Genomic DNA, 13,558 nt, shown 5'->3' on the forward strand with positions numbered 1-13,558 from the left:
ACCGCCGCCCTCCACTGCCCGAGCGCCTGGCGCACGGCATCGGCATCGAAAGGCTCCGCGACGATCTGCCGTCGCACCGCGTCGCGGGCCGCCGAAAGCCGCATCGCCGCGCCCGCGTAGCGCTGTGCATCGCCTCGCAGGACCTGCCGGAACGCGGCCGCGTCGGTGGGCGAGAGGCTCGCTTCGGCATTCGCGAGCGCGCGCGCCAACGGGCTTTCCGCCGCCGTCGGCGCGTGCTCGACGCGAAAGAGGTGCGCCCCGATCAGTGCGACCAGGAAGAGATTGAGCACGATCGAGGCCGGCAGGGCGATCCGGTGCCATCCACGTGCGCGCGCTTGGGTTTGGGCCATGACGTCCGTTCTAGTCCACGATGATATGGATCGGCGTCGCCTGGAACACGGCGAGCAGATCGGTTGGGTTGGGCGCCGCGGAGAAAAGCGATCCGATCAGGAGGCCCGCCGCCACGGCGAACCCGCCGCTCGCGGCAAGGCCGAACCATCCCAGTTGCATCCGCAACAAGCTGCCGTCCGACACCATACCCCAGCCATGCCGGGCTTGTCCCGGCCGCGGGGACGGCGAGGCAGCGATGCGGTCCGCGACGCCCGATCGCAGCCGCGCCAGGGCCGCATCCTGCTCGCCCGGACGCCAGAGCATGGCCTCTTCCCGGCGCCGGGCGGCGCCGATCATGACATCTTCCGCCCGCGCCGCCGAAAGCACCGCGCGCGCCTCGGCCGAAGCCGCGATCAGCGCCTGCGCGTCCGCCCGCGTCTCCGCAGGCCAGCGCGCCGGATCCGCGCCGTAGCTGTTCGCGAGCGACGTGAAACGCTTGAGCGACAGCATCGTCAGCCCTCCTTCCAATCATGGTCCGCGCCCATCTGCTCGCGGAGCGCCGCCCGAGCCCGCGCCAGCAGCCGTTCGACGGCCTTGGCCGAGAGGCCGAGGACACGGGCGGCCTCCGCGCCGGACAGGCCCTCATCGTAAACCAGCGTCATCGCCGCGCGCTGCCGGGCCGGCAGGACGCGCAGGGCCGCCGCGAGGGCGACGCCGCGCTCCTCGGCGGCCAGGATCTCATCCGCCGCGGCGCCGGGGTCGGCGGCGTCGAAGGCGTCCGGCAGCGCGTCCGGCTCCACGCGCCGGCGCCGGTCGATGCAGAGGTTGACGACGATGCGGTAGAGCCAGGTCCGGAACCGGGCACGTTTCGGGTCGAAACGGCCGGACTGTCTCCAGGCCCGCACCATCGCCTCCTGCACGATATCCTCGGCGGCCAGCCGATCCGGCGCGATCCTGGCCGCCAGCCGCAGCGCAAAAGGGCCGTGGCGCCTGACGATCTCGTCGAAAGCCCGCCCGTCGCCGTCGGCGGACCAGGAGACGAGCGCCTCGTCCGCCGCCTCGGCATAGGCACGCGGTCTACGCACGGACGGGTTCACGTCCTTGGTCACATCCGCGGCAGACACTCCCCACCAGGTTTCCGCCCATGATCCTGCCACATGTCCCCCGCTCATGCGCGTCAGCCTCGCCATCGGTGCCGTAGCCGACTGATACGGGCCGGCCGCGACATATCCCCCGCGGCGGCCGGCGAATCCCGGCGACCGCGCGACGCCCATGCCCCGACCCGTCATTCCGCCGGCACCGGCCGCCCGGCGACTGCCCCCGGGCGGCCGAACAGGCAGGCCAGCCGCTGGCGCCAGGTCCGCGCTCGGCTCGCGTCCCGGGCCATCGCGAACCATTCGTGGAAGGTGATCCGGATCGGGTTGAGCGTGCCGATGGGATGGACCAGGCCATAAACGATCCGCGTCCCCGGCCTTTCCTCGGCGTAGGTGCCGAAGATCCGGTCCCAGACGATCAGGATGCCGCCGTAGTTGCGGTCGAGATACGCCGCGTTCGAGGCATGATGCACGCGATGGTGTGACGGCGTGTTGAGCACCCATTCCAGCGGACCAAGCCGGCCGACCAGGTCGGTGTGCAGCCAGAACTGGTAGAACAGGTTGACGGCGAGCATTGCACCCACCGCGGCCGGATTGAAGCCCAGGACAAAGAGCGGCAGGAAGAACAGCCAGTTGCCGGACAGGAACTCGGTGACGCCGATCCGGAACGCGCTCGCGAGATGGATTTGCTCGGGCGTGTGGTGAACGACGTGGGATGCCCACAGCCAGCGGACCTCGTGTCCCGCGCGATGCATCCAGTAATAGGCGAATTCCTCGGCGAGGAACAGCAGCGCCAGGCCCCAGGCGGTATGGAGGGGAACCGTGGCGATGCGGTGGGTCCACAGGAAATACACCACCGGCGCGGTGATCACCGGCACGATCAGCTTCACCGGCATGCGCATGATGAAGATGGCGATGCTGGTGCGCATCTCCGGCCACGGATAGGCGCGCCTGAGGACCAGCAGGTACCATCCGATCTCGAACGCGACCGATACGAGGATGAAAAGAGAGAACCAACCGACGAAGGCGCGGTGGGGGAACATCTGATGTCTCCGAACGTGGAAGCCCTGCATCGCGGGCCGGCGGTGATACGATGCGACCGATCCCCGCCCCCCCTTGTTCGAACGTCGGCCGCGGCGAAGCCGGCCGCACATGCCCACGGGGTGTCGCATCGCCGCGCCTGCCGCGTATCAGCCATGACGACGGCGGCGGATGGCGGACGGCGGGCAGGCAGCCGGCGCCCATCCGGAGCCACCCATCCGGGGCCGCCCATCCGGGACCGCCCGTCATGCGGTCGGGCGTTCCAACGATGAGGCATCACGGCATGAAGGCATTGTCGCAGGGCGGCATGAAGGCATTCTCGCGGGGCGACACGAAGACGCTGTCGCTGGCTTATTCCGCCGCTGACCGGGATCATCCTGCCGACCGCCTGCGTTTCGCGGCCGATGCCGCGGACACGTCCCCGCTGGCGTTCCGGCTGTTACGCCACCAGACCAAGAACGCCCTGCAACGCATCATCGCCCAGTGCGAGCAGATGGAACTGCACCGCACCGCCGCCGGCGCCGCATTGGCGGAAGCCGTGCAGCGCCGGATCATCCTGTCGGCGCGCATCTCGGATGCGCTGTTCGGGCTGACCGCGCAGCCGGGTCCGATCGACCACCGGCTGCAGGCGCTGATGCAAGCGACGATCGAACTGCTGAGCGACGACGTCCAGGTCATCCGGACCGAGATCGAGCTTGTCGGGGACTGTCCCGAACGGCTGGCGCCGGTGGTGCTGCAGGTCGCTCATGAGATGATCGGCAACGCGGTCCTGCACGGGATGCGGCTGCGCCTGGTGGGGACGATCTCGATATCCCTGCACACGTCCGTCGCCGGTAGCGTCAGGCTGCAGGTCTGCGACGACGGCTGGGGGCCGCCGGAGGACGCCGTCGGGGAAGGAAGCGCGGTCATCGCCGGCCTCGCCAGGGCGCATGGCGGCTGCGTGACGCTGCTGCGGACCGGGGGATGGACGCTGGCGACGATGTCCATTCCGTCACTCGGGTAGTTGCGGGTCGGGGGTATATCGTGTCGCCGCACGAGGCCGCCGGCGCTCACGTGCCGGCCGTCATGTGCCGATCGTCATGTACCAGCCGTCATGTAAAGGTGGCGTCGGACAGGCTGTCGAGCACGGCAAGGACCCGCTCGGCCTCACCGGCATGGATCCGGCCTCACGTTTTCCTTTCACAAGGTCGATCTTGTGAAAGCCCCTTTGCAAGCTCCGGAACGACGGCGTCCGGTCCGACCGGCACGTGCCGCACGGATCAGAGTTCCCGCACGGCGCGACGGAGGGCGGTTCGCGCCAGGCCGCGGTCTATCCAAAGCACCAGGGCCGACGTCACCACGGCAGCAAGGCCCCCAAGACCCATTGACGCCGAAATGCCCAAGGCCTCGATCGAAACGCCAATCACGAGAAAACAGCTTGCGAAGCCGGTCCAGGCCAGGGTGCTGCCCCGAAGCATGGCCACGATGGCGTCCCGGCCGAGTTGGGCATGGGTGAACGTCACAATGACGGTCAGTGCGATCGGGTAGGTTCCGACGATCCCGCTCAACGTGGGGCCCAGCGTCCCCGCCACCGCCGTCAGGGCCAGCGTCAGGGCGGCGACCACGGCCATGCGAACCCACAAGTCCCACCAGGGCGGCGCCACGCCGACGATGTCCCGCCTTGGCCTGGGTATCAGGACCGTCGCAAGCACCAAGGCGAGCCAGGCCGCCGGGCCCGCGACGATCACGTCGTCTCCCAGCCGGCTGGCAACGATCGAGACGACAAGGAAGAGCACGGCGGCAAAGGGATAGGAGCGGCGCCATCCCGCCCGGCCGGACGCGGCCACATACCCGACGGCGAAGGCCGCGAGCCCGATCAGGCCGCACAGGATGCCGACCGTCGCCCTGGCGGCGAAGCGCGGCCCGTGATCGATCGCCAGAAACAGGAAGATCGGCCCCGTCGTGAGCGGCAGGCCCATCAGCAAGCCGCCGACCCTTGGTCCCCACGTCCGGGTCACGAGCGTGGCGGCAGCAACAAGGAGTGGGGCAAGCGTCAGCTTCAGCAACAGCATCGCCGGCATGGCCTCGCGACTCAGGCGGAGCTACCTTGGAGGCGGAGCTACCTTGGAGAAAGAAACGGTCCCGCTCTGTATCGCACCGCTCCTGACAGCGTCGTGTCAGGAACGCGTGCCGCTTTCACGCGGCGGGCAGTTTCGCCAGCCGAAGGGGCGACATCGCGAAGCGAAGCTCGCGGCGTGCCTGGCTGACGATCTGCCAGCCGCCCCACAGGCCAAGCCCGCCCATGATCGCGGCGACGACGATGTCCGGCCAGCCCGTCCCGGTGCCGAAAACGCCCATGGCCGCCAGCATCACGGCAAGGTTGCCGACCGCGTCGTTGCGCGAGCAGATCCAGACCGACCGCATGTTCGCGTCGCCCGAGCGGAAGCGGTAGAGCATGACGGCGACGGCACCATTGGTGACCAGCGCGGCGACCCCGACCACCCCCATGACCTCGGCGCTCGGCAGCGTGCCTTGGACGGCGTGCCATGCCGTGCTGGCCAGGACCCAGACCGCGAACGCAAGCAGCGTGCCGCCCTTCGCCATGGCAGCGCGCGCCCGCCATGTCAGCGCCATCCCCGCGACGCCCAGGCTGATGGCGTAGTTCGCCGCGTCGCCGAAGAAGTCCAGGGCGTCGGCCTGCAGCGACGCCGAACCGGCGGCGGCGCCGGCCACGATCTCCGCCACGAAGAACCCGGCATTGAGGGCCAGCGCGATCCACAGCGCCCGCCGCCAGCGGGGGCTGTTCAACGCCTCGGCGGACGCCTGGGAGGAGCAACAGGCGGATTCGTGACAGCAGGCCATGCAGGTGCCTCGGCGGATTGCGACGGCCCATGATATGGACCTTGTAGTCGCTACAGGGTCAAGGAGGACCCATGAACATCGGAGAACTGGCCCGCGCGGCCGATACCAAGCCCGAAACGGTCCGCTATTACGAACGCATCGGCCTTTTGCCGGCGCCGCCCCGCACGGCCGGCAACTACCGGGATTATTCCGCCGCGCATGTCCGGCGCCTGGTGTTCATGCGCCGCGCCCGCGATCTCGGCTTCTCGATCGAGCAGGTCCGGGCGCTGCTGGACCTGGCGGACCAGCAGGACCGGTCCTGCGACGCCGTGGACGTGATCGCCCGCGCGCACCTGGCCGAGGTCGCGCGGAAGCTGGCCGACCTGGACGCGCTGCGGCGGGAACTGGAATCCCTGATCGGGCAATGCCGCCACGGCACGATCGCCGAGTGCCGCATCCTGGAAGCCCTCGCGCCCGGGTGAGCGTGTGCCGAGGCGCCCTTCCAGGTCCATCCCGAGGGGGCGCGCGACGTGCGGGTTTCGAGGTCTTCGCGCCGGATGTCCGCGCCGGGACGCCCCATCCGAACGGAAGGCGCCCTCGGACGGCGGGCCCGGCCTGTCACATCGCCGCCATCAACTCCGCCACCGCCCGCAGGTCCCGGACGAACGCGGCGTATTCCCGCCGTTTCGCGGCCTCGTCCGGCAGGCGCAGCAGATAGGACGGGTGGACCGTGACGAACGCCATCTGGCCGTCCGGCAGCGTGATCGGCCGGCCGCGTTCGCGGGAGATGGTGACCGCGCGCCGCATCACCGCACGCGCCGCCGACCCGCCCAGGATCACCAGCAGCTTGGGCCGCACCGCCTCGCGTTCCTTGTCCAGCCAGAAATTGCAGACCTCGATCTCGCTGACGTCGGGGTTCTGGTGGATGCGGCGCTTGCCGCGCGGGGTGAATTTGAAGTGCTTCACCGCGTTCGTCACATACACCGTGCGCCGGTCGATCCCCGCCTCCTCCATCGCTCGGTCCATCACCTGGCCGGCGGGGCCGACGAAGGGGCGGCCGATGACGTCTTCCTGGTCGCCGGGCTGCTCGCCGATGAACATCACGCCGGCGCCGCGCGGTCCCTCGCCGAACACGGTCTGGGTGGCGGGCGCGTAGAGCGGGCAGCGTTCGCAGTTCATCGCCTCGCGGGCCGTCCGGGCCAGCACCGGGTCGCGCGCCCCCTCCACCACCACGGGTCCCAGGGGCGGCAGGTCCGGGGGACGCGGACGTTCGTCCAGCGCCTCGGCCTCGGGGACCGATGTGCCGGGCGTGGCGTCGGCCAGCAGGTCCGCGCCGAATTGGTCCCACCAGGCACGCAAGGTCGCGTCATCTTCGATAGACCGCTTGCCCGCGCCGAAGCGCAGTTCCTGCGGGTTCCCTTCCTGCGTATTCCCCTCCTGCGGGTTCCTCCATGTGCCCCAATGCGCGGCGCCGTCCGGGGTCACGATCGACCATGTCAGGTCGGGGAACCGCCGCGCGATAAGCTGGGCGTTCGCCGGCAGGACGAAATGCAGGGGCGCGTACCAGCCGAGGTAGCGCGGCGCCTGCCTGGTCCGGCCGTCCGCCGCCTCGACCGGCATGAAGCGGAGACTGGTCCGCATCCGGTGCGCCTCGGCCCGCACCGACAAAGCGAGCCGGCGGGCCAGCACCAGGTCCGGGTCGGTGGTGTCGTCGATGACCTTCTCGCCCCCGTGCGCCCGCCAGACCAGGCTGTACAACAGCCCGAACCGTTCCTTTTCCCGCGCCTGGATCGCCAGCGCCGCCAGATCGACCAGCGCGCGCGGCAGGCTGAAGCCGCCCGAGGCCTCGGGCAGTTCGTCCCCGGTCCCGCCGACGGACCAGGTGACGTCGTCCGGCTCGACATTGGCCAGGGCGAGATGCCGAGCGGCCTGACGCCAGCCGGACCAATCGGTCTCATGCAGAAGGGCGATATGTGGCATACGGTTCAGACAACTTCCCTGGTGGGCGCTGTTCGCTAGGGTGCACCCTCACCCAACGCACCCGCAGGATAAAAGACGATGCGCGCGATGTGGCAATCGGCCTGGACCGTCCTGGCAGGGGCGAACTTTTTCTGGGCGCTGAACGTGGTCCTCGCCCGCGGCATTTCCGGGGACGTGCCGCCGATCACGCTCGCGTGGGTGCGCTGGACCGGCGCGTTCCTGTTCGCCCTGCCCTTCGCCTGGCGGCGGCTGATGCACGACCTGCCGGTGATCCGCCGGCACTGGGCGATGATGCTGCTGCTGGCCGCGACCGGCATCGCGTCATACAACACGATGTCCTATATCGGGCTGACCGGCACGACCGCGTTGAACCTGCTGCTGCTGCAATCGTCCGCGCCGCTGATCATCATCGTCTGGGCCTTCCTGATCTTCCGCGACGTACCGACGCTGCGCCAGGCGGCGGGGGTGCTGGTATCGCTGGCCGGCGTGGCCGCGATCGCCGGGCACGGGTCCCTGCAGGCACTGGCCAGCCTGACGATCAATCCGGGCGATGTCTGGATCGTTTCGGGGATCGCCGTCTATGCCGTCTACTGCGTCATGGCGCGCAAGCGGCCCGCGGTGCATCCGCTGTCGTTCCTGGTGGCGGCGATGGGCATCGGGTCGGTCCAGATCCTGCCCTTCGCGGCGTGGGAGTGGACGCGGGGCGTGTCCTTCCACGGCGGCTGGCCGGTCTACCTGGCGATGGCCTATATCGCCGTCCTGCCGTCCTTCGTCGCCTATCTGCTGTTCAACCGCGGGCTGGAGTTGGCCGGTCCCGGCCCGGCCGGGCAGTCGATGCACCTGATGCCGCTGTTCGGCAGCGTGCTGGCGGTGCTGCTGCTGCACGAGCAGTTCCGGGCCTACCATGCCGTCGGCATCATGCTGATCGCCGCGGGCATCCTGCTGGCGTCCCTGTCGCGCCTGCCGATGCCCAGGCTGGCCCGAGCGCCGAACTGACGGCAGGGGTCAGCCGCGGACCCCGGCCTGCGGACGGACGGTGCCGGTCGCCCAGCACAGGCCCACGGCGGCGCCTTTCACGAAGGGCAGCAGCGCCAGCGTCAGCAGCGCCGTCAGCGGCAGCCAGATCGCGCATTGCACCCAGATGGGCGGGACGAAGGCATGGTCCGTCCACATGAACAGCGGCACGATGATGTGCCCGACGATCACGATGGTCAGGTAGGGCGGCAGGTCGTCCGACGGATACGCCGCGTTGTTGGCGCCGCAATGGGGGCATTCCGGCTCGATGGCCAGGAAGCCACGGAACAGCGCGCCCTCCCCGCAATTGGGGCAGCGGCGATGCAGGCCGCGGTTGACTCCGGTCCAGAATCGGTTGGTGCTCATGGGGAGATCCTTTCCAGCCCGCTCGATGATTGTATGCATACAATATCTGTGCTACATGCGGATAATGTATGGAAATGGCCGTCCGATGCAAGCATTGCCTGACAATAAGTCCATGCAATTTTGGCCGCACCGCTTCCACCGCGGCGCGGGGCCGCTGTACCTGGCCGTCGCCGATGCCATCGCCGCCGCCGTCGCGGCCGGCGAGATCCGGCCGGGCGACCGGCTTCCGCCCCAGCGCCAACTCGCGGCGGTGCTGGACGTCGACCTGACCACCATCACTCGCGGCTATGCCGAGGCGCGGCGGCGCGGCCTGATCGACGCCACCGTCGGGCGGGGCACCTTCGTCCGCGGCGCGCGGGTGCCGGCCGGCGATCCGCTTCCGTCAGCGGACGAGGCCCAAGGGGAAGCCAGAGGGGAAGCCAGAGGGGAAGCCCGAGGGGACGCCCTCCAAAGGGAAGCCCCCAGGATCGACCTGAGCATGAACACGCCGCCGGTCCCCGCTTCCCCGTCCCTGCGCCAGATCCTGCTGGAGCGGCTGGACCACCTGCTGCGCCACACCGACACCGCCGCCCTGATGGCCTACCAGTTGGGCGGCGGCGGTCCGCGGGACCAGGAAGCCGGGGCCGCCTGGCTGCGCCCGGTGCTGGGCGAGGTCGAAACGGCGCGAGTCCGCGTCTGCGCCGGGGTCCAATGCGCCCTGGCGGCGATCCTGGCGCTGCTGACCCGGCCGGGGGACGTCGTGCTGACGGAACCCCTCGCCTACCCGCCCTTCCGCTCGGCGGCGGCACAGCACGGGCTGCGCCTGCAGCCCGTCGCGGCGGACGAGGACGGGCCGCTGCCCGACGCGCTGGACGCCGCGTGCCGCGCGCTGACGCCCAAGGCGCTGTATTGCACGCCCACCATCCACAACCCGACCACGACGACGTGGCCCGAGGGCCGGCGGCGGGCGGTCGCGGAGGTGCTGCTGCGCCACGGCGTGCCGGCGATCGAGGACGACGCGTATGGCGCCCTGCCCCGGACACCGCTGCCGGCGCTGGCGACGTTCGCGCCGGCCTATTACCTCGGCACGCTGTCGAAATGCCTGTCCCCGGGCCTGCGGATCGCCCACGCGGTCGCACCGGACGCCGACGCCGCGATGCGGATGGAGGCGGCGATCCGCGCCACGTCCCTGATGCCGTCGCCGCTGATGATGGCGGTGGCGACGGACATGATCCGCACCGGCGACGCCGCCGCCCTGCGCGCCGGCATCCGCGACGAGTTGGCCGCCCGGCAGGCGATCCTCCGCGAGGTGCTGCCCGCCGGCAGTTTCCGCGCCCACCCCGAAGGGCCGCACGCCTGGCTGGCCCTGCCGTCCCACTGGCACCGCATCGCCTTCAGCGAGCACATGCGCGCGCGCGGGCTGTCGGTGGCGCCGAGCGATTCGTTCGCAGTGGGGAATGAGGCGCCGAACGCGGTCAGGATCAGCCTCGGCGCGGCGGCGGACCGGACGTCCCTGCACGCCGCGCTGCACGCCGTGCGCGCGGCGATGCGGGCCGAGGGGTTCGCCGTCGTCGTCTGATCAGTGCGGCCGGTAGAACGGCCGGTCGCCCTTCACCGTGACGCGGAACCCGGACCGGACGTTCGGGAAGTAGTCCCACATCGCGATGTGCTGGACGCAGCGGTTGTCCCAGAACGCGACGCTGTTCGGCGCCCACCGGAAGCGCACCTGCCAGTGCGGCTTGTTGCAGTGCTCGTAGAGGAATTCGAGGATCGCCTTCGCCTCGTCCTCGGGCAGGTCCTTGATGCCGACGGTGAAGACCGGGTTGACGAAGATCGCCTGGCGGCCGGTGATCGGATGGGTGCGGATCAGCGGGTGTTCGGCATGCGGGAACACTTTGTTGCTTTGGATACCTTGCAGCCGGTTGGTGCGGCTGTAGTTCGGCCCGCCGTCATGGATCGCGGTCAACTGGCCCAGGAACGCCTTCATCGGCGCCGACAGCGCGTCATAGGCCGCGTACATGCTGGCGAAGATCGTGTCGCCGCCCATCGGCGGGATGGTCTTGAGGTTCAGGATCGAGCCCATCGGCGGCTCCGGATCGCAGGACACGTCGGAGTGCCAGCGCTCGCCGGATATGCGCTTGGAGTTGGCGTCGGCGTGGATCGGCAGGATCTCGGGGTGGCCTTCGGGCGCGGCGGCGTTCGGGTGGATGGCGAGTTCGCCGAACAGGCGGCCGAACGCCTTGTGCTCGTCCAGGGTCAGGTCCTGGTCGCGGAAGAACAGCACCTGGTGCGCCATCAGCGCGTCGTGCACCTCCTTGAACTGCTGGTTGCCGAGCGGACGGCGGAGGTCGATGCCGGCGATCTCGGCGCCGATGGTGGGGGTGACCGGGTTAACCTGGATGGTTTCGTAGGCCATGAGGCGTCCTCCGCTGTTTTGCGGGGACGATGCACCGGCGGGGCCGGTCCGGCAAGTCAGCCGCCGGTGACGGGGGGGAAGAAGCCGACCTCGTCGCCGGGGGCGACCGTGGTGTCGGGGGTGGCGAATTCCTGGTTCACGGCGCAGCGGACCTTGCGGTTGGGGGCGAAGGCGGCGGCGTGCGCGGGGGACTGGGCGGCGAGATGCGCCATCAGGCCGGCGACGGTGGTGACGCCGGCGGGGAGCGGGAGGTCCTGGCGGGAGGTGCCGATCTGCTCGCGCAGCCAGGCGAAGTAGAGGATGGTGAGGGGTTTGGGCATGCGGGGAGTATAGGCGGGGTCGGGGCGGGCTGGGAGGGGCGCGGGTTGGGCGTTCAGGCTTTGTTAGGATTTCGCACGGAGAAGGCGTGAGGTCACGGTGGTCACGGAGGCGGGACTGTGTTGGTGGCGGAGCGTCTGACGGAACAGGTGATCGGGCTGGCGATCACGGTGCATCGGCATACCGGGCCGGGGATGCTGGAAACGGTGTATGAGCGGTGCCTTTGCCTTGAGCTACACAGGGCCGGCGTACGGTTTGAGCGGCAGGTTCCGGTGCCGGTGATGTATCGGGGGGAGGACGTCGGCACCGGGTTCCGTGCGGACCTTGTCGTCGACGGGACGGTGATCGTCGAGGTGAAGGCCGTCGCCGCCATTCTGCCGGTCCATGAGGTGCAGCTTCGGACCTATCTGCGCATGAGTGGTCTGCGTGTTGGGTTGTTATTGAACTTTAACGAGACGCGGTTGGTGGATGGGCTGCGGCGGTTTGTCGTGTAAGGGCGTTGGGCGGGGTTTGGGGTGAGTTGATGCCGCGGCGGGAGCATCGGGATGATGCCGGGCTTGGTGATGCTGGGATGGGTGGTTTGGGTGGGCAGATAGACGGCTTCCTGCCGCACCCAAGAATAAGCGGACGTTGTCCGCCCGGCAGCCATGGGCCGAGATCTGACCTGCAGATTTGGAGCAAGCGAGTAGGTAAGCCAGCATTGATGTAGGGGCTAGCGACTTCCGGAGTCCACCAAAGTGGACCAATAGCAATAGTAGTGGGCAGATTCGGTGAGTATGCAAACGTCGATTAAATTCAGAGCCGAATCGTGAGTTCGTCCCGGATCGGCCGCTTAAGATCTAGGGTTATATCCGGAGGATTGATGCCTCTTTTTCATACCACCATTTTCGCGACCGACCCACCTGGGCACGCTTTCAAGTCTGTTGGCGCTTCATGGTCGTTTGAGAAGAAATCTGGAGTGTGTGTCGGAACGCGAGAGCACATTCATCGGCGCTCGTCTGAGCTTTTGAAAGAGCGGGGCCATACACCGACTTTAGTCTCAACATTGGAGAACAAAGTTACCTTCTTCGACGAAGAAATCCTAATTCGATCTCGCACTCGTTCCGGAGCCACACAGGCTCTAAATTTATTGATTTCCGCAGCGGCTGCGCTTGATGGATCCATTGAGGCTTGTCCCGAGCCCCTTAGTATAGACGTGCGGCAAGCTGGGACTCCGCTCCGGACGAGCTCATTCATAAGCAGAGGTAGTCTATTGGATGCCTGTGAACTTGCCAGTCGCGTGAGTAGAGATCATCACGCCATGTATGCGTTGCATAAGCTCGCTCTAAGCTACCGTTCGTCATCTCCCAGTATAATGGACCTTCATCCTGGATACCCCTCCAAGTCTTTTGGCGTCCAAAGTGATCCGATTTATCATGTATATTTTGCCGACGCAGTCACGCTTGCCTATTCAGCAATCGAGGAGCTTGGACTTGAGATTCGTGCAAGCCAAGGTAATCCATCTAAGATGCCGGACGGCACATGGAACCCGAAGGTAAGAGGAGATCTCGAAGCAAGGCTCCGCAAATCTGGAATCGATTTACTAGAGAAATGCATATGGACCCTGCGAGGGACGAAAACTCTCATAGAGAAACGGCGGCCCCCGCCGTCGGGCGGCCGGCCTAGCTGGTCCGGTGGTGTTGTTCGCGACGTGTATATCGAACCTATCGAAGCTCTCGCACTGGCTAGTTGGCTGAGAAGTTCAACGACGACGCATCGATTTACAAATGCCACCCAAAGCTTGACAGCGTATGACGCTCACAATGTGCAATCTCTTGCACGTTACCTGATTATGCAAAAATTCGGGTTCTGGTCAGCATATACGAAATAGCGACGTAAGCGTCAGGTCATGGGGATCTGTATTGAGCGCTGTCACCGCATGTTAGCTTCCCATCCATCTCTGAGTTGCAAGCGACCGGCCGCCATGTCCGCTTGCCGCGCACACACTGTGGTTGTTGGGCGACCTCTTTGGATCAACAGCCCCCTCTCATTCCAACACCCCAACCCATCGGCAGTGTCGCCAGCGCCAGCACCTCCCCCCTCCGTGAACACCGTGCACTCCGACAAGGCCGCCCGCGGCCGTCTCCGTGCGAAACCCACCACACGGACAACGCAAAAACCCGATCCAAGACGGGAAACACCGAACCCCGCCATACAAAAG

General features: G+C 67.8%; 15 protein-coding genes. 5 read left to right on the top strand and 10 right to left on the bottom strand.

Going from position 1 to position 13,558, the window contains the following annotated elements:
* From VHB27_RS21685 to VHB27_RS21700, 4 genes are all read right to left on the bottom strand, one after another.
* The coding region (locus VHB27_RS21685) for a periplasmic heavy metal sensor (protein ID WP_325604498.1) at positions 1–350 on the bottom strand (350 nt) is incomplete at its 3' end.
* A 10-nt stretch (positions 351–360) separates the two neighbouring features.
* A complete protein-coding gene (locus VHB27_RS21690) occupies positions 361–840 on the bottom strand; it encodes a hypothetical protein (RefSeq protein ID WP_325604500.1) in 480 nt (159 codons plus the stop codon).
* A 2-nt stretch (positions 841–842) separates the two neighbouring features.
* Positions 843–1,454 (bottom strand): sigma-70 family RNA polymerase sigma factor, encoded by a 612-nt coding sequence (locus tag VHB27_RS21695; protein ID WP_325604503.1) that lies wholly within the window; start codon positions 1,452–1,454, stop codon positions 843–845.
* Positions 1,455–1,615: 161 nt separating this feature from the next.
* Positions 1,616–2,467, bottom strand: coding sequence for a sterol desaturase family protein (locus VHB27_RS21700; protein ID WP_325604505.1), 852 nt, complete (start codon positions 2,465–2,467; stop codon positions 1,616–1,618).
* A 281-nt stretch (positions 2,468–2,748) separates the two neighbouring features.
* Here VHB27_RS21700 and VHB27_RS21705 point away from each other — a divergent pair, with 281 nt between their 5' ends.
* The gene (locus VHB27_RS21705) at positions 2,749–3,468 is read left to right on the top strand and encodes an ATP-binding protein (RefSeq protein WP_325604507.1); all 720 of its coding nucleotides are present in this window, start codon (positions 2,749–2,751) and stop codon (positions 3,466–3,468) included.
* A 256-nt stretch (positions 3,469–3,724) separates the two neighbouring features.
* Here VHB27_RS21705 and VHB27_RS21710 read toward each other — a convergent pair whose 3' ends face one another.
* Both VHB27_RS21710 and VHB27_RS21715 read right to left on the bottom strand, forming a co-directional pair.
* Entirely contained in the window at positions 3,725–4,525 is an 801-nt protein-coding gene (locus tag VHB27_RS21710) for a hypothetical protein (RefSeq protein ID WP_325604509.1), read from the bottom strand.
* A 115-nt stretch (positions 4,526–4,640) separates the two neighbouring features.
* A complete protein-coding gene (locus tag VHB27_RS21715; RefSeq protein ID WP_325604511.1) occupies positions 4,641–5,306 on the bottom strand; it encodes a cation transporter in 666 nt (221 codons plus the stop codon).
* A 71-nt stretch (positions 5,307–5,377) separates the two neighbouring features.
* On the opposite strand from VHB27_RS21715, the gene VHB27_RS21720 reads away from it, so the two are divergent.
* Positions 5,378–5,767, top strand: a complete 390-nt coding sequence (locus tag VHB27_RS21720; RefSeq protein WP_325604513.1) for a MerR family transcriptional regulator — start codon at positions 5,378–5,380, stop codon at positions 5,765–5,767.
* 136 nt (positions 5,768–5,903) lie between these two features.
* On the opposite strand, the gene VHB27_RS21725 is transcribed toward VHB27_RS21720, so the two are convergent.
* A complete protein-coding gene (locus VHB27_RS21725) occupies positions 5,904–7,265 on the bottom strand; it encodes a UdgX family uracil-DNA binding protein (protein WP_325604515.1) in 1,362 nt (453 codons plus the stop codon).
* A gap of 78 nt (positions 7,266–7,343) precedes the next feature.
* Here VHB27_RS21725 and VHB27_RS21730 point away from each other — a divergent pair, with 78 nt between their 5' ends.
* Complete coding sequence (locus VHB27_RS21730) at positions 7,344–8,261, top strand: DMT family transporter (RefSeq protein WP_325604516.1); 918 nt, start codon at positions 7,344–7,346, stop codon at positions 8,259–8,261.
* A gap of 9 nt (positions 8,262–8,270) precedes the next feature.
* Here the strand turns inward: VHB27_RS21730 and VHB27_RS21735 are convergent, their stop codons facing one another.
* The gene (locus VHB27_RS21735; protein WP_325604518.1) at positions 8,271–8,645 is read right to left on the bottom strand and encodes a DUF983 domain-containing protein; all 375 of its coding nucleotides are present in this window, start codon (positions 8,643–8,645) and stop codon (positions 8,271–8,273) included.
* 112 nt (positions 8,646–8,757) lie between these two features.
* Here VHB27_RS21735 and VHB27_RS21740 point away from each other — a divergent pair, with 112 nt between their 5' ends.
* Positions 8,758–10,203, top strand: coding sequence for a PLP-dependent aminotransferase family protein (locus tag VHB27_RS21740; RefSeq protein WP_325604520.1), 1,446 nt, complete (start codon positions 8,758–8,760; stop codon positions 10,201–10,203).
* Here VHB27_RS21740 and VHB27_RS21745 read toward each other — a convergent pair whose 3' ends face one another.
* Both VHB27_RS21745 and moaD read right to left on the bottom strand, forming a co-directional pair.
* Positions 10,204–11,040 (bottom strand): TauD/TfdA dioxygenase family protein, encoded by an 837-nt coding sequence (locus VHB27_RS21745; protein ID WP_325604522.1) that lies wholly within the window; start codon positions 11,038–11,040, stop codon positions 10,204–10,206.
* Positions 11,041–11,096: 56 nt separating this feature from the next.
* Positions 11,097–11,360 (bottom strand): molybdopterin converting factor subunit 1, encoded by a 264-nt coding sequence (gene moaD / locus VHB27_RS21750; protein WP_325604524.1) that lies wholly within the window; start codon positions 11,358–11,360, stop codon positions 11,097–11,099.
* Between the two features lie 123 nt (positions 11,361–11,483).
* Between moaD and VHB27_RS21755 the strand changes: the two genes are divergently transcribed.
* Complete coding sequence (locus VHB27_RS21755) at positions 11,484–11,852, top strand: GxxExxY protein (protein ID WP_325604526.1); 369 nt, start codon at positions 11,484–11,486, stop codon at positions 11,850–11,852.
* Positions 11,853–13,558: the final 1,706 nt, after the last annotated feature.

This window comes from Rhodopila sp., assembly GCF_035548235.1.
Classification (GTDB): domain Bacteria; phylum Pseudomonadota; class Alphaproteobacteria; order Acetobacterales; family Acetobacteraceae; genus Rhodopila.

Coding starts and splice junctions, on each gene's coding strand:
- VHB27_RS21690 (WP_325604500.1), bottom strand. CDS start 840: ATGCTGTCGCTCAAGCGTTTCACGTCGCTCGCGAACAGCTACGGCGCG.
- VHB27_RS21700 (WP_325604505.1), bottom strand. CDS start 2,467: ATGTTCCCCCACCGCGCCTTCGTCGGTTGGTTCTCTCTTTTCATCCTC.
- VHB27_RS21705 (WP_325604507.1), top strand. CDS start 2,749: ATGAAGGCATTGTCGCAGGGCGGCATGAAGGCATTCTCGCGGGGCGAC.
- VHB27_RS21710 (WP_325604509.1), bottom strand. CDS start 4,525: ATGCCGGCGATGCTGTTGCTGAAGCTGACGCTTGCCCCACTCCTTGTT.
- VHB27_RS21715 (WP_325604511.1), bottom strand. CDS start 5,306: ATGGCCTGCTGTCACGAATCCGCCTGTTGCTCCTCCCAGGCGTCCGCC.
- VHB27_RS21720 (WP_325604513.1), top strand. CDS start 5,378: ATGAACATCGGAGAACTGGCCCGCGCGGCCGATACCAAGCCCGAAACG.
- VHB27_RS21725 (WP_325604515.1), bottom strand. CDS start 7,265: ATGCCACATATCGCCCTTCTGCATGAGACCGATTGGTCCGGCTGGCGT.
- VHB27_RS21730 (WP_325604516.1), top strand. CDS start 7,344: ATGCGCGCGATGTGGCAATCGGCCTGGACCGTCCTGGCAGGGGCGAAC.
- VHB27_RS21735 (WP_325604518.1), bottom strand. CDS start 8,645: ATGAGCACCAACCGATTCTGGACCGGAGTCAACCGCGGCCTGCATCGC.
- VHB27_RS21740 (WP_325604520.1), top strand. CDS start 8,758: ATGCAATTTTGGCCGCACCGCTTCCACCGCGGCGCGGGGCCGCTGTAC.
- VHB27_RS21745 (WP_325604522.1), bottom strand. CDS start 11,040: ATGGCCTACGAAACCATCCAGGTTAACCCGGTCACCCCCACCATCGGC.
- moaD (WP_325604524.1), bottom strand. CDS start 11,360: ATGCCCAAACCCCTCACCATCCTCTACTTCGCCTGGCTGCGCGAGCAG.